17 protein-coding genes are annotated in these 16,798 nt (G+C 68.5%); 10 read left to right on the forward strand and 7 right to left on the reverse strand.

Annotated elements, in window-relative coordinates:
• Window position 1: 1 nt before the first annotated feature.
• The 4 genes from KGR00_RS17975 to KGR00_RS17990 all read right to left on the reverse strand — a co-directional run bounded on the left by KGR00_RS17975 (window position 2) and on the right by KGR00_RS17990 (window position 3,152).
• Window positions 2–817, reverse strand: a complete 816-nt coding sequence (locus KGR00_RS17975) for an undecaprenyl-diphosphate phosphatase (protein WP_224418859.1) — start codon at window positions 815–817, stop codon at window positions 2–4.
• 227 nt (window positions 818–1,044) lie between these two features.
• On the reverse strand, window positions 1,045–1,740 hold the full coding sequence (tsaB, locus tag KGR00_RS17980; protein WP_129141234.1) for a tRNA (adenosine(37)-N6)-threonylcarbamoyltransferase complex dimerization subunit type 1 TsaB: 696 nt from the start codon (window positions 1,738–1,740) through the stop codon (window positions 1,045–1,047).
• A gap of 137 nt (window positions 1,741–1,877) precedes the next feature.
• A complete protein-coding gene (adk, locus tag KGR00_RS17985) occupies window positions 1,878–2,534 on the reverse strand; it encodes an adenylate kinase (RefSeq protein ID WP_129141233.1) in 657 nt (218 codons plus the stop codon).
• 249 nt (window positions 2,535–2,783) lie between these two features.
• A complete protein-coding gene (locus tag KGR00_RS17990; protein ID WP_224418858.1) occupies window positions 2,784–3,152 on the reverse strand; it encodes a diacylglycerol kinase in 369 nt (122 codons plus the stop codon).
• A 178-nt stretch (window positions 3,153–3,330) separates the two neighbouring features.
• Here KGR00_RS17990 and KGR00_RS17995 point away from each other — a divergent pair, with 178 nt between their 5' ends.
• The 6 genes from KGR00_RS17995 (at window position 3,331) to KGR00_RS18020 (ending at window position 9,344) form a co-directional block, all read left to right on the forward strand.
• Window positions 3,331–4,308, forward strand: coding sequence for an MDR family oxidoreductase (locus tag KGR00_RS17995; RefSeq protein WP_224418857.1), 978 nt, complete (start codon window positions 3,331–3,333; stop codon window positions 4,306–4,308).
• Window positions 4,309–4,539: 231 nt separating this feature from the next.
• The gene (locus tag KGR00_RS18000) at window positions 4,540–5,562 is read left to right on the forward strand and encodes a glyceraldehyde 3-phosphate dehydrogenase NAD-binding domain-containing protein (RefSeq protein ID WP_224418856.1); all 1,023 of its coding nucleotides are present in this window, start codon (window positions 4,540–4,542) and stop codon (window positions 5,560–5,562) included.
• Window positions 5,563–5,658: 96 nt separating this feature from the next.
• Window positions 5,659–6,822 carry a phosphoglycerate kinase gene (locus KGR00_RS18005; protein WP_224418855.1) on the forward strand — a complete coding sequence of 388 codons (1,164 nt, stop codon included), beginning with the start codon at window positions 5,659–5,661 and terminating at the stop codon, window positions 6,820–6,822.
• Between the two features lie 77 nt (window positions 6,823–6,899).
• Window positions 6,900–7,964 carry a class II fructose-bisphosphate aldolase gene (gene fba, locus KGR00_RS18010; protein WP_224418854.1) on the forward strand — a complete coding sequence of 355 codons (1,065 nt, stop codon included), beginning with the start codon at window positions 6,900–6,902 and terminating at the stop codon, window positions 7,962–7,964.
• Between the two features lie 113 nt (window positions 7,965–8,077).
• Window positions 8,078–8,380 carry a hypothetical protein gene (locus KGR00_RS18015; RefSeq protein ID WP_224418853.1) on the forward strand — a complete coding sequence of 101 codons (303 nt, stop codon included), beginning with the start codon at window positions 8,078–8,080 and terminating at the stop codon, window positions 8,378–8,380.
• A gap of 70 nt (window positions 8,381–8,450) precedes the next feature.
• A complete protein-coding gene (locus KGR00_RS18020; protein WP_224418852.1) occupies window positions 8,451–9,344 on the forward strand; it encodes a DMT family transporter in 894 nt (297 codons plus the stop codon).
• Window positions 9,345–9,381: 37 nt separating this feature from the next.
• Here KGR00_RS18020 and KGR00_RS18025 read toward each other — a convergent pair whose 3' ends face one another.
• A complete protein-coding gene (locus KGR00_RS18025) occupies window positions 9,382–10,200 on the reverse strand; it encodes a helix-turn-helix transcriptional regulator (RefSeq protein ID WP_224418851.1) in 819 nt (272 codons plus the stop codon).
• Window positions 10,201–10,360: 160 nt separating this feature from the next.
• Between KGR00_RS18025 and KGR00_RS18030 the strand changes: the two genes are divergently transcribed.
• On the forward strand, window positions 10,361–11,833 hold the full coding sequence (locus KGR00_RS18030) for an alanine/glycine:cation symporter family protein (protein WP_224418850.1): 1,473 nt from the start codon (window positions 10,361–10,363) through the stop codon (window positions 11,831–11,833).
• Between the two features lie 47 nt (window positions 11,834–11,880).
• On the opposite strand, the gene KGR00_RS18035 is transcribed toward KGR00_RS18030, so the two are convergent.
• A complete protein-coding gene (locus KGR00_RS18035) occupies window positions 11,881–13,299 on the reverse strand; it encodes an FAD-linked oxidase C-terminal domain-containing protein (RefSeq protein WP_224418849.1) in 1,419 nt (472 codons plus the stop codon).
• Window positions 13,300–13,531: 232 nt separating this feature from the next.
• Between KGR00_RS18035 and KGR00_RS18040 the strand changes: the two genes are divergently transcribed.
• Together KGR00_RS18040 and KGR00_RS18045 are read left to right on the forward strand one after the other, a co-directional pair.
• Window positions 13,532–14,911 (forward strand): SLC13 family permease, encoded by a 1,380-nt coding sequence (locus KGR00_RS18040; protein ID WP_224418848.1) that lies wholly within the window; start codon window positions 13,532–13,534, stop codon window positions 14,909–14,911.
• A gap of 67 nt (window positions 14,912–14,978) precedes the next feature.
• A protein-coding gene (locus tag KGR00_RS18045; protein ID WP_224417144.1) for an IS5 family transposase occupies window positions 14,979–15,832 on the forward strand; the annotation gives its coding sequence in 2 pieces (ribosomal slippage) (window positions 14,979–15,321 and window positions 15,321–15,832; 855 coding nt in all).
• A 43-nt stretch (window positions 15,833–15,875) separates the two neighbouring features.
• On the opposite strand, the gene KGR00_RS18050 is transcribed toward KGR00_RS18045, so the two are convergent.
• A complete protein-coding gene (locus KGR00_RS18050; protein ID WP_129141221.1) occupies window positions 15,876–16,175 on the reverse strand; it encodes a DUF4235 domain-containing protein in 300 nt (99 codons plus the stop codon).
• 245 nt (window positions 16,176–16,420) lie between these two features.
• Between KGR00_RS18050 and KGR00_RS18055 the strand changes: the two genes are divergently transcribed.
• Complete coding sequence (locus KGR00_RS18055; RefSeq protein ID WP_224418847.1) at window positions 16,421–16,795, forward strand: hypothetical protein; 375 nt, start codon at window positions 16,421–16,423, stop codon at window positions 16,793–16,795.
• The last annotated feature ends 3 nt before the right edge of the window (window positions 16,796–16,798 follow it).

Raw genomic sequence — 16,798 nt, forward strand, 5'->3', positions numbered from 1 at the left:
GTCACGCCGCCCATAGCCCGAGCAGCACGACGCCCAGCACCAGACGGTAGACGACGAACGGCCACATGCCGATGCGATCCAGCGCCGCCAGGAACAGCTTGATGCACACCAGGGCGGCGACGAACGACAGCCCGGCGCCGATCAGCACGTCGTGGATCGCGGCGTCACTGCCGGTCTCGGCCAGCTCGAGGCCCTTGAGCGCCCCCGCGGCGACGATCAGCGGAATCGACAGCAGAAACGAGAAACGCGCCGAACTCTGACGGTCGAAGCCCAGCAGCAGCGCCGCGGTGATGGTGATCCCCGAGCGCGACGTGCCGGGAATCAGTGCCAGCACCTGGAACAGCCCGACGATCAGCGCCGCCCTGAAGGTCAGACTCGCCAGGTCGCGGCTACGGCTGCCGCGGGCGTCCGCCCACCACAGCAGCAGGCCGAACAGCAGCGTCGCCAGGGCGATCACCAGCGACGAGCGCAGCGAGGTCTCGATCAGATCGCTGAACAGGCCGCCGGCGATCACCGCGGGGAGAGTGGCCAGGATCACCATCCAGCCCAGCCGGCTCTCCGGGGTCTGGCGCGAGACCAGCGAGCCCGCCCCGGCGAACTGGCCGAACCAGCCACCCAGAATCGCCACCACCTCGTGGCGAAAGGCCAGCAGCACCGCCAGCAGCGTGCCGACGTGCACGGAGACATCGAAGGCCAGCCCCTGGTCGGGCCAGCCGAGCACCTGCGAGGGCAGGATCAGATGCGCCGAGGAGGAGATCGGCAGAAATTCGGTGAGCCCCTGAATCAGCGACAGCGAGACCAGTTGAAACCAATCCATCGGAGTCTTCCTTGTACAAGGGAAACACTACATAAATGGCTGCGCGGGCCAATCACGTCGTTGTGCGGTGCGCGGAATCCTCACCTATACCCCATAGGCTCCGGTTCCTGTGCGCCGTACGCCTCGTGCTTGACACCGCTCGCCGATTTATTCAGCACTTCCCAAGCGGCCGGAGCGGCCGCCATGACGGGAACGGAGTGCGTCGCAGGACGCGCCCGGGCTGGCGTTCAGGACGACGCGGGCTTCTTCCAGGCGACCTGATTGCGCAGATAGACCGGCACGGCCTCGTGGGGGGCCTGCCCCTCCCCGCGCGCCAGGGCATCGGCGGCGAGGCGCACCATCGCCTCGGCACTCGGCTGGGCGTCGGGCAGACGCTGGCTGAGCGCATCCTTGACCCACACCGGCATCGCCTCCCACAGCGTCCAGCCGGAACCCACGCCGCACCAGTCGGCGTCGCGAAGCGTCTCGGGCAAGGCCAGGCGTTCGGGCGGCAGCACCGCCTCGTCGAGCAGCGGCGTCACCGCGCCGTCCCGGCAATGGTAGGCGGCGACGTAGATCTCGTTCATCCGCGCATCGAGCGCGGCGATCACGTAACGCACATGCAGCTCGCGGTGGGCGGCCAGCGCCAGCGCCTCGAGGGTCGACACGCCGATCAGCGGGCGGTCGAGACCGAAGGCAAGCCCCTGGGCGACCCCGGCGGCGATGCGCAGGCCGGTGAACGAGCCGGGCCCGCGGCCATAGGCCAGCGCGTCGAGATCGGCGATGGCGAGCCCGGCCTCGGCGAGCACCTCGTCGATCATCGGCATCAGGCGGCGGGTGTGTTCGCGCGGGGCCAGGGCGAAGCGCGACAGCACCTCGCCGTCGCGCCACAGGGCACAGGAACAGGCGGTCGAGGAGGCATCCAGGGCCAGCAGTGTCGACATGGGATTCGCAGCGTCGTGAATGGCGCGGGCATTATACGACCGGGGCGGCCCCGGCAAAAGCCGCGCCCGACGCCGCCACCCAACGCAACAGCCCGGCGACAGGCGCCGGGCTGCGGGTCGGGCTCGCGGACCTGGGTTCAGCCTTCCAGGGCCTTGACCACCTGGTTGCGGATATCGTCGACCGTGCCGATCCCCTCGACGCGATGGTAGGCGGGAGCATTGACGGGATCCTGCTCGGCCCACTGGCGGTAGTAGTCGACCAGCGGCTCGGTCTGCTCGTGGTAGACCGACAGCCGGTTGCGCACGGTGGTCTCGCGATCGTCGTCACGCTGGATCAGCGCCTCGCCGGTGACGTCGTCCTTGCCCTCTTCCCGGGGCGGGTTGTATTCGACGTGATAGACGCGACCGGAGTCGGGATGCACGCGGCGGCCGGCCAGACGCTTGACGATCTCCTCGTCGTCGACGGCGATCTCGAGGACGTGGTCGAGCTTGACGCCGGCGTCCTTCATGGCATCGGCCTGCGGAATGGTGCGCGGGAAACCGTCGAACAGGAAGCCGTTGGCGCAGTCGGGCTGGCTGATGCGCTCCTTGACCAGGGCGATGATGATGTCGTCGGACACCAAGCCGCCACTGGTCATGATCTCCTTGACCTTGAGGCCCAGGTCACTGCCTTCCTTGACGGCGGCACGCAGCATGTCGCCGGTGGAAATCTGCGGAATGCCGTACCGTTCGCAGATGAACTGGGCCTGCGTGCCCTTGCCGGCACCGGGGGCGCCCAAGAGGATCAAACGCATCTGTGCTGCTCCTTGAAGCTGTGGCGAGTCAATTGTTATTGACGTTGCAGTCGTGGGTGTCGGAGGCGGCGCCGTCCGTGACGATTCGAAAGATCAGAGACGATACCGGGGGCGCCGGGGCCAGACAAGCCGACGAACGGTGATGCGCGTCATGATGTCGCATCCCGACTACGGGCCCACTGTAAGGAAGCGTAGAAGTCGCCGCGGCGCTTGCCCAGCCGGCCCGTCAACGCGGCCCCACCGGGCGCGTCAGACCAGACGCTGCCAGATCATCACGCCCCAGGTCAGCCCGGCCATGATCAGCGACAGCATCACCGCCGCCGAGCCGATGTCCTTGGCGCGGCCCGAGAGCACGTGATGCTCGGGGCCGATGCGATCGACCACGGTCTCGACGGCGCTGTTGAGCAGCTCCACCACCAGCACCAGGACACAGCTGCCCACCAGCAGCAGCCATTCCACCGGCGTACGGGCGATCCACCAGGCCAGCGGCACCAGCAGCACGCACAGCAGCAATTCCTGGCGGAACGCCGACTCGTGGCGGAAGGCCGCCTTGAAGCCCTTGAGGGAATATCGGGTCGAATGGATCAGGTGTCGCCAGCCGGTCTCGCTCGGTTTCATGCCGCTGCCTCGTCGCCTACGCCGCCCGCGCCGCGCAGACGATGGCGGGCCGGTCGAATCAAGGGGCCGATGGTAGCAGAGGCCCGGGGGCAGGCAAGACTCCCACGATTGCCCGACCACGGCGGGCGGACTAGTCTGGGGTGATCGCGACCGACCTGATTACCTGCTGGAGGGACCCATGCCCCGCGTGCTGATGCTCAAGGACGAAGATCCTCGCGCCCGGGTCGAGACCATCGACGACGAGCGCCTGCCCGAGCGCGCCGTGACCGTCGACATCGACTATTCGGACCTCAACTACAAGGACGCCCTGGCGGTCACCGGCAAGGGCAAGATCGTCCGCGAATACCCCTTCGTGCCGGGCATCGACTTCGCCGGCACGGTGCGCGACAGCGAGAGCGACCGCTACGCGCCGGGCGACAGGGTGATTCTCACCGGCTGGGGCGTCGGCGAGCGCTACTGGGGCGGTTTCGCCGAGCGCATGCGCGTCGATGCCGACTGGCTGGTGCCCTGCCCCGAGGACCTGACCACCCGCGAGGCGATGCTCTTCGGCACCGCCGGGCTGTCCGCCATGCTCGCCATCCTGCGCCTCGAGGAAGCCGGCCTGGAGCGCGGCGCGCGCGTGCTGGTCACCGGCGCCACCGGCGGCGTGGGCAGTTGGGCGGTACAGATGCTCGCCCATTACCACTACGAGGTGTACGCGGTCACCGGCAAGCCCGACCAGGATCAGTGGCTCAAGGAACTCGGCGCCACCGAGGTGCTCGACCGCGTCGAGTTCAAGGGCGAGCCGCGCCCGCTCGAGAAGGCCCGCTGGGCGGGCGCCATCGACACCGTCGGCGACAACCCCCTGGCCAACGTGATCGCCCAGATGGAAGAGCACGGCCGGGTCGCCGCGGTCGGCCTGGCCGGCGGCAGCGATCTGCCCACCTCGGTGATGCCGTTCATCCTCCGCGGCGTCTCGCTGCTGGGCGTCGAGAGCGCCCGAACCCCGCTCGCCAAGCGCCGCGAGGTGTGGCAGCGCATCGCCGAGCTGCCGGCGGCGATGCGCGAGTCCATGCACGTCGAGGAGATCGGCATGGAGCTGATCGCCGAGCGCGCCGAGGCGATGATCAACGCCGACATTCATGGGCGGCTGCTGGTCGACCCGCACATCGACTGAGCCGCCTGGAAGCGTCCTGCCTTTTTCCCCTCCGAGGGCACGGCGTCGAGGCAGGCCGAAGGAGGTCCTGCGCCAGGGATGGCGCAGGTAGCGCCCAGGGAAGGGTTCAAGGCGCCTCCGGCAGGCCTGCCTCGCGTCGCCCCCACCCACGAACGGCAGTTGGGGCGTTGCACGCTTTGCGCTAGAATCTCTGCCTTCGTCACGCCCCAACGGTTGCCGTCGAGCCTGCCCATGCCCCACCGCATCGCCATCAACGGTTACGGCCGCATCGGCCAGTGCGTATTGCGCGCGCTCGTCGAACGGCCCGAACTCGACCTCGAGGTGGTGGCGATCAACGAGCTCTCGGACCTGGCGACGGTCGCCTACCTGACACGTTACGACACCACCCACGGCCGCTTTCCCGGCCGCGTCGAGACCGCCGGCGAGCGACTGGTGGTCGATGGCCGGCCGATCGCCCTGCTGTGCGAGCCCGAGCCCGCCGACCTGCCCTGGTCGGAACTCGGCATCGACCTGGTGCTGGAGTGTTCGGGCAGCTTCAAGGACCGCACCACCGCCGAGCGCCACCTCGCCGCCGGCGCTCGGCGCCTGCTGTTCTCGCAGCCCGCCGAGTCCGATGTCGACCTGACCGTGGTCGGCGGCATCAACGAGGCCGCCCTCGACCCGGCGATGCGCATCGTCTCGGCCGCCTCCTGCACCACCAACTGCCTGATCCCGATTCTCACCGTGCTCGACGAGGCACTGGGCATCGAGCACGGCGTCACCACCACCATCCACTCGGCGATGAACGACCAGCCGGTGATCGACGCCTATCACAAGTCCGACCTGCGCCTGACCCGCTCGGCGATGCAGTCGATCATTCCGGTGGATACCGGGCTGGCGCGCGGCATCGAGCGGCTGATGCCGCATCTCGCCGGGCGTTTCGAATGCCTGCACGTGCGGGTGCCAACGATCAACGTCTCGGCGATGGACATGGCGATCTCGGTGCGCCATGCCACCCGGGCCGCCGAGGTCAACGCCCTGCTCGCCGAGGCCAGCCGCACGCGCCTGGCCGGTCGGCTCGGCTACACTGAGGAGCCCATGGCCTCGGTCGACTTCAACCACGATCCGCGCTCGGGTATCGTGGACGCCACCCAGACCCGGGTCGCCGGTGGCCACCTGATCAAGATGCTCAGCTGGTTCGACAACGAATGGGGCTTCGCCAATCGCATGCTCGACGTCGCCGCGCGCCTGGCCGAATTCGACGCGCGGCGCTGAACGCCGTGCCCGTTCGCCGGCCGCGCCACGCTCGGCGGACGCTGAACGTTCCAGATTCACCCAGTTCGGGAATGACCAAGAAAGGGGACTCGCCACATGAACGTGCGCAAGATGACCGACCTCGCTCTCGCCGGCAAGCGAGTGCTGATCCGTGAAGACCTCAACGTGCCGGTCAAGCAGGGCAGCGTCACCTCGGACGCGCGCATCCGCGCCTGCCTGCCGACCATCAAGGCCGCCCGCGACGCCGGCGCCAAGGTGATGCTGATGAGCCACCTGGGCCGCCCCACCGAGGGCGAGCCCGCCGAGGAGTTCTCGCTGGCCCCGGTCGCCGCTCACCTCGGTCAGTTGCTCGGCCAGCCGGTGCGCCTGGTCACCGACTACCTGGACGGCCCGTTCGACATCGCCGACGGCGAAGTGGTGCTGCTCGAGAACGTGCGCTTCAACAGCGGCGAGAAGAAGGACGACGAAGCGCTGTCGCGGGCCTACGCCAGCCTGTGCGACGTCTACGTCATGGACGCCTTCGGCACCGCCCACCGCGCCCAGGCCTCGACCCACGGCGTGGCCCGCTTCGCCCCGGCCGCCTGTGCCGGCCCGCTGCTCGCCCAGGAGCTCGAGGCGCTGGAAAAGGCCCTGGCGACGCCCGCTCGGCCCATGGTGGCGATCGTCGGCGGCTCCAAGGTCTCGACCAAGCTCGAGGTGCTCAACGCCCTCTCCGAGAAGTGCGACCAGCTGATCGTCGGCGGCGGCATCGCCAACACCTTCATCGCCGCGGCCGGTTACAACGTCGGCAAGTCGCTGCACGAGGCCGACCTGATCGACCAGGCCAAGGCACTGATGGCCAGGGTCGAGATCCCCCTGCCCACCGACGTGGTGGTCGCCACCGAGTTCTCGGAGTCCGCCGAGGCCGTGGTCCGCCCGGTCGACCAGGTGGGCGACGACGAGATGATCCTCGACATCGGCCCCGAGACCGCCTCGCGCTTCGGCGGCCTGCTCGAGAGCGCCGGCACCATCCTCTGGAACGGCCCCGTCGGCGTGTTCGAGATCGACCAGTTCGGCATGGGCACCGAAGCGCTGTCGAGGGCCATCGCCGAGAGCAACGGCTTCTCCATCGCCGGCGGCGGCGACACCCTGGCGGCCATCGACAAGTACGGCATCGAGGACCAGGTCTCGTACATCTCCACCGGCGGCGGCGCCTTCCTCGAGTACGTTGAGGGCAAGCCGCTGCCCGCGGTGACCGCGCTCGAGGCCGCGGCCGGCTAGCGCAAATCCTCACCATCACCATCTCCGGGGCGGCCCAACGGCCGCCCTTCGACCGTCAGCAAGGAAATTCACCGCCCATGGCCCTGATCAGCCTGCGCCAGCTCCTCGACCACGCCGCCGAACACGATTACGGCGTGCCGGCCTTCAACGTCAATAATCTGGAACAGATGCGCGCCATCATGGAAGCCGCCGACCGCACCGATTCGCCGGTGATCGTGCAGGCCTCCGCCGGCGCCCGCAAGTACGCCGGGGCGCCCTTCCTGCGCCACCTGATCCTGGCCGCGGTCGAGGAGTTCCCGCACATTCCGGTGGTCATGCACCAGGACCACGGCACCAGCCCCGCGGTGTGCCAGCGCTCGATCCAGTTGGGCTTTTCCTCGGTGATGATGGACGGCTCGCTGGGCGAGGACGGCAAGACGCCGACCGACTACGCCTACAACGTCGACGTCACCCGGCGCACCGTCGAGATGGCCCACGCCTGCGGCGTCTCCGTCGAGGGCGAGCTGGGCTGCCTGGGCAGCCTGGAAACCGGCCAGGCCGGCGAGGAGGACGGCATCGGCGCCGAGGGAACGCTCTCCCGTGAGCAACTGCTCACCGACCCGGAAGAGGCCGCCGCCTTCGTCGCGGCCACTCACGTCGACGCCCTGGCGATCGCCATCGGCACCAGCCACGGCGCCTACAAGTTCACCCGGCCGCCCACCGGCGACACCCTGTCGATCGCGCGCATCCGCCAGATCCACGAGCGCATCCCCAACACCCACCTGGTGATGCACGGCTCCAGCTCGGTGCCCCAGGAGTGGCTGGCGATCATCAACGAGTTCGGCGGCGCCATCCCCGAGACCTACGGCGTGCCGGTCGCGGAGATCGTCGAGGGCATCCGCCACGGCGTGCGCAAGGTCAACATCGATACCGACCTGCGCCTGGCCTCCACCGGGGCCGTGCGGCGCTTTCTGGCCAACAATCCGGCCGAATTCGACCCGCGCAAGTTCCTCAAGGAAACCGTCACCGCCATGCGCGACGTGTGCATCGACCGCTTCGAGGCCTTCGGCACCGCCGGCAACGCCAGCCGGATCAAGCCGATCGGCCTGGAGGCGATGTTCGAGCGCTACGCGCGCGGCGAACTCGACCCTGGGGTCCACTGAGCCGACGCCCTGCTAACCGCCACAGGTCCCCCGGCCGCTGCGGCACTCAGGTACGATCCGCCGCGGCCGGGTCCCGGCGGGCGCCGTCGATATCCGCGTCATCGAGAGCCCTCATGCACAACCTGACCATCCCCGCCCTCACCATCCTGCTCGCCGCCGCCCTGATATTCGGCGGTCAGGCCCTCACCGAGAGCCACCTCGACGAGCGCATCGCACAGGCCATCGCCACGCGACTCGACACCCGCGGCGAGGTCGAAGTGACCGACATGCGCGAGGTCAACAACGGCTACGGCATCTGCGGGCACTACCGGCGGGGCTCGGGGGCCAAGACGCCGTTCTTCTTCAACAAGGTCAACGAGCACCTGGCGCTGGACGGCGACTCGAACCGCTATCGGGTCAATTGTCTCGATCCGTGATGCGCCGGATGCCCTGTGCCGTTCGTGAACCGGCGGGCCACGCGCCCGCCCCGTGGTCAGGGAAGACTCGATGATGGACCCTCGCCAACGACAACTCGCCAGCCTGATCGTCGTCGTCACCGGCGCCCTGTGGGGCCTCTATTGGCTGCCGGTACGGCGCCTGGCCGAGGCGCTGCCCGGCGCCTGGGGCTCGCTGGCCATCGTCGCGACCGCGGCGCTGCTGCTCGCGCCGTTCGCCCTGCGCCAGCGGCGACGTCTGGCCGCCACACGACCGCTGACCCTGATGGCCATCGCCCTGGGCGGCGCGGCCTTCGTCATGTACTCGATCGGCCTGGTCTACGGCCGGGTGGCGATCGTCATCCTGCTGTTCTACCTGACCCCGGTATGGAGCACGCTCATCGGCCGTTTCTGGCTGCGCTGGCCGACGCCCCGACTGCGCTATCTGGCGATCGGCGTGGGCCTCGGCGGGCTGCTGCTGGTGCTGGGCGCCGATGGCGGTGTGCCGCTGCCGCGCAGCCTCGGCGACTGGCTGGGGCTCGCCTCGGGCCTGTTGTGGGCCCTGTCGTCGACATTGATCCGCACCCGCAGCGACAGCCCCGGCCCGGTCGAGGGCAACTTCGTCTTCGTGCTCGGCGCGGTGATCGCCGCCGCCGTGCTCGCCCCGCTGCTCGCCCCCTGGCCGGACCTGCCCCCGCCGGGGGCCTGGCCGGACGTGGCGGGCTGGACGCTGGCCGCCGCGGCACTCTGGTGGGCGCTGTCGCTGGCCGCGCTGCTGTGGGCGACGTCGCGCCTGGAGCCCGCCCGCCTGGGCATTCTGCTGATGAGCGAGGTGCTGGTGGGGGTGGTCTCGGCGGCGCTGTTCGTCGGCGAAGCGCTGGGCCTGCGGGAAGGCCTCGGCGGGCTGCTGGTGATCATGGCGGCGATGCTGGAGCTGTGGCCGGTCCGGCGCCCCGCTCGCCACTGAGCCGGCGGCACGTCACGGTCGCACTCGTCGCGACAAATCAGACGTAGCGTGCCCGGAACTGCCACTCGCCGGGCGCCACGTCGTTGCGGATCGCCGCCACCACCGCCGGGTCGAGGCGCGGATCGTCCAGCGCATAGAGGCCGCATCCCGCCAGCGCCTGGCGCACCCCGAGCGCCCCGCCGAGGCGCTCGTAGACCACCCGCACGCCGCAGGGCATGCGCTCGCTGCTGTCCGCCACCCCGAGCTTGAGACCGGAGAGCCGGAAGACCTGACTCTTGAAGCTGGGAAACAGGATCGTCTGGGTGATCTCGTGGCCGTTGAGCGACTCGTGGTCGACCAGGAACAGACGATCGCTCAGCAGCATGGCCACGCCCCGGTAGCGGTTGTGGAAGACCCGCCCGCCGCCCGTCGGCATGCGCTCGGTGCGCTGATAGACCACATCGTCGCCGTGGCGCTCGAGGCACACCAGGGTACACAGCACCTGTCCGGGCCGCGACATCGCCAGGTAGTACTCGTGGTAGCAGCCCAGATAGCGCGACATCCCCTGGCGTCCCGCCTCCAGCAGCGCCGCCGGCATGCCCGGGGAGGCATCCGGCCGCTCGGGTGCCGACCGGCTCTGCAGGCCGGGGCGCAGGCGGACCAGCGGCTGGAACTCGGCGTGGGGCAGCAGAATCTCGTGGACCTCGACACCGAAGAAGTCGCATATCCGACGCATGGTATGACCGGCGGGCCGATAGCGCCCGCTGAGGTAGCGATTGAACTGCGCGCGATTGATCTCGAGCCGCCGACACACCTCGGCAATCGAGCGGTAGTAGCTGCACAGCAGCCGCAGGTTGGCCGCGAAATCGTCATGCATGGGCAGTGCTCAATGGAGACTGGTGCACTCTGGTGCACAGAGTGCGCAAGAGAATGCGCCAGGCTGCAACGGGGCGTCAAATTCCAGCCCGCTCGTGGAGTGCTTAAATCGGGCCGACACATCGACACGGTCCACAACAACACAAGAGTGGAGACAACGCATGCTGGATTTCCTCAACGACCTGCTGTGGGGCAAGGTCCTGCTGGTGCTGCTGATCGCCGTGGGCATCGGCTTCACCCTCGCCTCGCGCTTCGTGCAGTTTCGCTACTTCGCCCAGATGTTTCGCATCCTCGGCGCCAGCCAGGCCTTCCGCCGCGACAAGCACGGCCATCTGAGCTCCTTCCAGGCGCTGGTGCTGTCGGTGGCCGGGCGGGTCGGCGGCGGCAACATCGCCGGCGTCGCGGTGGCGATCACCCTGGGCGGGCCGGGGGCGGTGTTCTGGATGTGGGTGGTCGGCCTGATGGGCATGGCCACCAGCTTTCTGGAGTGCACCCTGGCCCAGACCTACAAGGAAGCCGAGGCCGACGGCACCTACCGCGGCGGCCCGGCCTACTACATCTCGCGCGGGCTGGGGCGGCGCTGGCACTGGCTGGCGCTGGTCTATTCGGTGCTGCTGCTGGCGACCTTCGGTTTCGCCTTCACCGCGCTGCAGTCCTACGCCGTGGCGACCTCGTTCGGCGACGCCTTCGGCGTGCCGGTGCTCTACAGCGGCCTGGGCCTGGCCATGCTCGTGGGCCTGATCATCTTCGGCGGCATCAAGCGCATCGCGCGCATCTCCGAGGTGCTGGTGCCGTTCATGGCCGGCGGCTACCTGCTGATCGCGCTGCTGGTGCTGGGCCTCAACATCGAGAAGATCCCCGACGTGGTCGTGCTGATCGTGAAGAGCGCCTTCGGCCTCGAACCGGCGATCGGCGGCGGCATCGGCGCGGCGATCATGATGGGCGTCAAGCGCGGCCTGTTCTCCAACGAAGCCGGCCTGGGCAGCGCCCCCAACGTGGCCGCCGTGGCCTATGTGCCGCACCCGGCCAACCAGGGCATCGTGCAGGCGTTCTCGGTGTTCATCGACACCGTGGTCATCTGCTCGGCCACCGCGTTCATGATCCTGCTCAGCGGCGTCTACGACCCGGCCTCGGCCAGCGACGTGGCGGGCATTGCGCTGACCCAGGCATCGATGGCCGACCATGTCGGCGAGTGGGGGCGCACCTTCGTCAGCCTGGCGCTGCTGCTGTTCGCCTTCAGCACCATCCTCTACAACTACTATCTGGGCGAGAACAGCCTCAACTACTTCAGCCGCGACAACCAGACCCTGTTCAACGCCTTCCGCGTGGCCATCGTGCTGCTGGTGTGCTGGGGCGCGACCACCGATCTGGGCACGGTCTTCGGCTTCGCCGACGTCACCATGGGTCTGCTGGCGGTCGCCAACCTGGTCGCGCTGATCCTGCTGTTCAAGCCGGGCCTGCGCATCCTGCGCGATTTCGACGACCAGCAGCGCCAGGGCATCGAACGCCCGATCTTCAACGCCAAGGACCATCCGGAACTGGACCTGGACCCGCAGGCGTGGGAGCTGGAGCCGGAAGATCTCGAACGCGCCCACCGCACCCTGGGCAATACCCCGACCACCGCCCGCGACTGAGCTCCCTCGATCACGGCCCCGCCTGCGCGGGGCCCTTTCACCGCACGCTACACCAGCTTGCCGGGATTCATGATGCCCAACGGATCGAGTGCCGCCTTGAGACTGCGCATCACCGCCCAGCCCTCGCCATGCTCGGCCTCCATATAGGCGCGTTTGCCGCTGCCGATGCCATGTTCGCCGGTACAGGTGCCGCCGGCGGCGAGCGCGCGTTCGATCAGACGCCGGTTGAAGGCCGCCAGCGTCTCGAGTTCTTCGGGACTCTCGCGATCCACCGCCACCACCAGATGGAAGTTGCCGTCACCGACATGGCCGAGCAGCGGCGCAATCAGGCCGCTGGCGGCCACGTCTGCCTGGGTCGCTTCGATACAGGCGGCAAGCTCGGAGATCGGCACGCAGATATCGGTGGCCAGGAACTCCGCCCCCGGGCGCAGCGCCTTGGCCGCATAGGCCGCGTCGTGGCGTGCCTGCCATAGCGCGCTGCGCTCCTCCTCTTTGGTCGCCCAGACGAAATCGCTGCCGCCGAACTCCTGGCACAACGCCGCCATGTTCTCCGCCTGCTCCTTCACGCCGGCATGGGTCCCGTGGAATTCGAGGAACAGGGTCGGTTTCTCGGCGTAGTCGAGGTGCGAGAAGCGGTTGACCGCACGCATGGCGAGCGCGTCCATCAGTTCGATGCGTGCCATGGGGATGCCGTACTGGATCGAGGCGATCACGGTATCGACCGCCCCGGTGACATTCTCGAACGCCACGGTGGCGCTGGAGACCGCCTCCGGCAGGCCGTGCAGCCTGACGGTCAGCTCGGTGATGATGCCGAGCGTGCCTTCGGCACCGATCATCAGATGGGTCAGGTCGTAGCCGGCCGCGGACTTGCGCGCCCGGCTGCCGGTCTTGACGATGCGCCCGTCCGGCATCACCACCGTCATCGCCAGCACGTTCTCGCGGATGGTGCCGTAGCGCACGGTGTTGGTGCCGCTGGCGCGGGTCGAGGCCATGCCGCCCATGCTGGCATCCGCGCCGGGGTCGACGGAGAAGAACAGGCCACTGGCGCGCAGGTGCGTGTTGAGCTGGGTTCGGGTCACGCCGGGCTGGACGGTGGCGTCCATGTCTTCGGGGCGCACGGCGAGAATCGCATTCATCGCCGAGAGATCAATGCACAGCCCGCCGTGCTCGGCGATCACCTGGCCTTCGATCGAGGTGCCGACCCCGTAGGGAATCACCGGTACCCGGTGGCGGGCGCAGGCAGTGACCACCGCGGCCACCTCTTCGGTGGAGTGAGGGAAACAGACCGCATCCGGCGCACCCGGGTGATGCCAGGATTCGTCATGACCATGCTGATCGCGGACGCCGCGGGCGGTGGTGATCCGCTCGCCGAGTCGCGGCGCGAGCTCGTCGATCAGCGCCTCGAGCGCGGCCTTTGAGGGCCGCGGTGGCAGGGAAGGTGAGGGAGAAACGGTGGCGTGAGTCATGGCGAAACCTCGTGAGTGCCTCGGTGTCGTGGCGACGATGAGCAGGCTATCGGTCGTTCCTTAGCATACCCAAACGCGGGCCGTGATGGGCAATCGCCGGGCGCCCCTGGCGACGCTTCGTGTCTCGGGTCACTGCGATGAAATCGCCGATCAGGACGATCGCGCCGCCCCGGGTGAGCGCTACCGGTTCGCCTGCTAAACTCTGCGACCCGTCCCCGCCACCGGAGCCGCCATGTCCGCCGCTGCGCTGCGCTCGTCGCGCCGTCACCTCGTCTGCCTGACCGGCATCGTCGCCGTGGGCGCCTTCCTGCTGCTGGCACCCGGCGCCCCCACGGTGGCCCGGGCGGCCAGCGTCGTCGTGCTGTCGATCGCCCTGTGGGCGACCGGCTGGCTGCCCCAGTGGCTGACCGCGCTGGTGTTCTTCACCCTGTGCACCGTGGCCGACGTGGCGCCGCCGGACACGGTGTTCGCCGGTTTTGCCTCGGCAGCGACCTGGCTGGTGTTCGCCGGTCTGGTGATCGGCGCGGCGATTCAGTACACCGGCCTCGGCGAGAACGTCGCCAGCCGCGTGGGCGCCTGGCTGACCGGCTCCTATCGCGGTGCCATGGCCGGGGTGATCGCCCTGGGGGTGGCGATGGCCTTCGTCATGCCCTCGGCGATGGGGCGCATCGTGCTGCTGGCGCCGCTGCTGGTCACCCTGGCCGACCACCTCGGCTACGCGAAGGGACGCGCGGGGCACACCGGGCTGATCCTCGGCGGCATGCTGAGCACCGTGCTGCCCACCTACGCGATCCTGCCGGCCAACGTGCCCAACAACGTGCTGATGGGCGCGGCCGAAGCGGTGCTCGGTGAGCCGCCCACCTACAGCGCCTATCTGCTGCTGCACTTCCCGGTGCTCGGCATCATCAAGGCGCTGACCCTGTTCGGGGTGATGCTCAAGCTCTACCCCGACCGCGACCCGCAGCCCGGCGATCTTGCCGGCAGCGCGTCACTCAGTGCGCCACAGCGGCGGCTCGCCCTGGTGCTGTGTCTGGCGGTGGCCTTGTGGGTCAGCGATGCCTGGCACGGCATCTCGCCGGCCTGGATCGGCATGCTGGCGGCACTGGTCTGCCTGTTTCCCGGTAGCGGCCTGATGACGGACAAGCCGCTCAAGTCGCTCAACGTCGAGTCGCTGTTCTACGTCGCCGGGATCGTCAGCCTCGGCGCCCTGGCCAACCGTAGCGGCCTGGGCGATCGCCTCGCCCACTATCTGCTCGATGCCCTGCCGCTGGGCGAGGCCGGCGACGCCGTCACCTTCGGCCTGCTGAGCGCCCTGTCGATGGCACTCGGCACCGTGGTCACCCTGCCCGGCATCCCCGCCATCCTCACGCCCCTGGCGCCGCAGATCGCCTCGATCACCGGCTGGTCCCCGGAAGCGGTGACCATGACCCAGGTGGTGGGCTTCTCGACGGTGATACTGCCCTATCAGGCACCACCGCTGGTGGTGGGCCTGCTGAGCGCCGGGCTGCGCCTGCGCGACTCGATGCGGGTGCTGCTGATCATGGCGGTGCTCAGCGTGCTGATCCAGTGGCCGCTGGATTACCTGTGGTGGCAGTGGCTGGGCTGGATCTGACGCCTAGGCTTTGTCCGAAAAGTCGGATTTGCTAATGTGCCCCATGCTGCAACTGCATAGGTGACCCATGGCAGGACGCTACGAGATCTCCGACCACGGCTGGGCCCTCATCGAAGACATCGTCTCGCCGCCGCAGAGGTCAGGCCGTCCCCGTCGCGATGACCGCCAGGTATTGAACGGCATCTTCTGGATCCTCTGCTCGGGTGCCAAGTGGCGCGATCTGCCAGAGCGCTACGGCCCTTGGAAGACCGTTTATGACCGTTTCCGTCAGTGGCGCGATGATGGCACCTTCGAGGCCATTCTGGCGCGCCTCCAACTTCGCCTGCGAGAGGATGGTCTGATGGACCTGGACACCTGGATGATCGATTCGACATCGATCCGCGCCACTCGGGCCGCCTCAGGAGGCGGCAAAAAGGGGGACAGGTAGAGCCCGTAGACCATGCCCTGGGACGGAGTCGGGGCGGTCTGACGACCAAGATCCATATGCTCTGTGACCGGCATGGTTGGCCGCTGGCCTTCACGCTGTCGCCGGGGCAGGATTCGGATACACGGCACTTCATTCCCACCCTGGAGGATGTGCAACTGCCTGGAACCAAAGGCAGACCTCGCAAGCGTTGCCGTTTCATCGTGGCGGACAAGGGCTACGATAGCGAACCGCTTCGCCGCTACTGCGACCGGCATCGCATGAAGCCGATCATTGCCCGGCGCAAGATGAAGCGAAAACCGCGCCCCGGCGCTCCAAGGGGCTTTGACAAGCCCCGGTATCGAGAGCGAAACATCATTGAGCGCTGCTTCGGTTGGATCAAAGAGCTACGCCGGGTTTGCACCCGTTACGACAAATTGGCCAGCAGCTTCCGGGCGATAGTATGCCTGGCCTGCATAGACCGTTGTTTGCGTGCAGACTTTTCAGACAGAACCTAGCCCGGCGTTTTCACCCACCGCCGGGCTGCGCATCGAACGACCGTCAGCCCAGCGGGCGCCGGTCATAATCGAGCCGGCGCTGACGACGCTCGCGGCGCCGCCGGGCGCGATGCATCGCCTCGCTGCCGGCGCGCCGCCCTACCACGCGGGCCACGCCGACCATCACCCCGGAGGCCGCGCCCCATACCAGGGCATCGCGCCAGCGGACATCACGATCGTAGGGGTCGATCGGTGGCTTGCCGACCTTGCGTTCATAAGCCTTGCGCGCACCGTTGCGCACCGCGATGCCGCTGGCGATCGCGGCACCGGCACTGATCAGCGACCAGAGTGTGGTTTCCCTCATGCTGCCTCCTCTTCTTCCGTGATGATCGATCCGCGCCGGGGCCGGACGGCATCCCGCGCGTGACGCGCCTTGCTGGATTCAGACTAGCCCAGCCCGGCGTCAGGGGCCGGAAACGCGACGCCACGCGACTGACATGACGTCGGACTATGCTGCGCCGCAACATTCGGCGTAGAATGCCACTATCCAATGGGCGCGGTCGCTTCGCAAAGCGGCCGCTGACTTCCAGATCAGCACGGTAAACGAACATGCGTCAAACTCCCGCACTGCCCCCGCTGCTTCCGATGACGCCGACCGCGGCCCTCGAGGCCTGGAAGGTCGGCCTGATGGCCTACGAACTGTGGACGACGTCGCTGACGACGATCGCCATGCGCCACAACCTCTGGTACACCAAGTCGCCCACCAGTCGCTCGATGATGCGCGAGAACCAGCGCATGGTCACCGAGAAGCTCGATGCCAGCCTGGAGGTCGCCGCCGAGTGGCAGAAGGCCATGCTGAACATGGCCAGCGGGCGGTTCTCGCCGTGGTGGGAGACCGGCCATCGCACCCTGACGCCCCTGCACCGCCGCACCACCGCCAACTCGCGCCGCCTCTCGTCGCGCCGGAGCTCTCGCCGCGGTTGAACC

The sequence above is a fragment of the Modicisalibacter sp. MOD 31.J genome (assembly GCF_020147985.1).
Lineage (GTDB): Bacteria > Pseudomonadota > Gammaproteobacteria > Pseudomonadales > Halomonadaceae > Modicisalibacter > Modicisalibacter coralii.

Coding starts and splice junctions, on each gene's coding strand:
- KGR00_RS17975 (WP_224418859.1), bottom strand. CDS start 817: ATGGATTGGTTTCAACTGGTCTCGCTGTCGCTGATTCAGGGGCTCACC.
- tsaB (WP_129141234.1), bottom strand. CDS start 1,740: ATGTCGACACTGCTGGCCCTGGATGCCTCCTCGACCGCCTGTTCCTGT.
- adk (WP_129141233.1), bottom strand. CDS start 2,534: ATGCGTTTGATCCTCTTGGGCGCCCCCGGTGCCGGCAAGGGCACGCAG.
- KGR00_RS17990 (WP_224418858.1), bottom strand. CDS start 3,152: ATGAAACCGAGCGAGACCGGCTGGCGACACCTGATCCATTCGACCCGA.
- KGR00_RS17995 (WP_224418857.1), top strand. CDS start 3,331: ATGCCCCGCGTGCTGATGCTCAAGGACGAAGATCCTCGCGCCCGGGTC.
- KGR00_RS18000 (WP_224418856.1), top strand. CDS start 4,540: ATGCCCCACCGCATCGCCATCAACGGTTACGGCCGCATCGGCCAGTGC.
- KGR00_RS18005 (WP_224418855.1), top strand. CDS start 5,659: ATGAACGTGCGCAAGATGACCGACCTCGCTCTCGCCGGCAAGCGAGTG.
- fba (WP_224418854.1), top strand. CDS start 6,900: ATGGCCCTGATCAGCCTGCGCCAGCTCCTCGACCACGCCGCCGAACAC.
- KGR00_RS18015 (WP_224418853.1), top strand. CDS start 8,078: ATGCACAACCTGACCATCCCCGCCCTCACCATCCTGCTCGCCGCCGCC.
- KGR00_RS18020 (WP_224418852.1), top strand. CDS start 8,451: ATGATGGACCCTCGCCAACGACAACTCGCCAGCCTGATCGTCGTCGTC.
- KGR00_RS18025 (WP_224418851.1), bottom strand. CDS start 10,200: ATGCATGACGATTTCGCGGCCAACCTGCGGCTGCTGTGCAGCTACTAC.
- KGR00_RS18030 (WP_224418850.1), top strand. CDS start 10,361: ATGCTGGATTTCCTCAACGACCTGCTGTGGGGCAAGGTCCTGCTGGTG.
- KGR00_RS18035 (WP_224418849.1), bottom strand. CDS start 13,299: ATGACTCACGCCACCGTTTCTCCCTCACCTTCCCTGCCACCGCGGCCC.
- KGR00_RS18040 (WP_224418848.1), top strand. CDS start 13,532: ATGTCCGCCGCTGCGCTGCGCTCGTCGCGCCGTCACCTCGTCTGCCTG.
- KGR00_RS18050 (WP_129141221.1), bottom strand. CDS start 16,175: ATGAGGGAAACCACACTCTGGTCGCTGATCAGTGCCGGTGCCGCGATC.
- KGR00_RS18055 (WP_224418847.1), top strand. CDS start 16,421: ATGCGTCAAACTCCCGCACTGCCCCCGCTGCTTCCGATGACGCCGACC.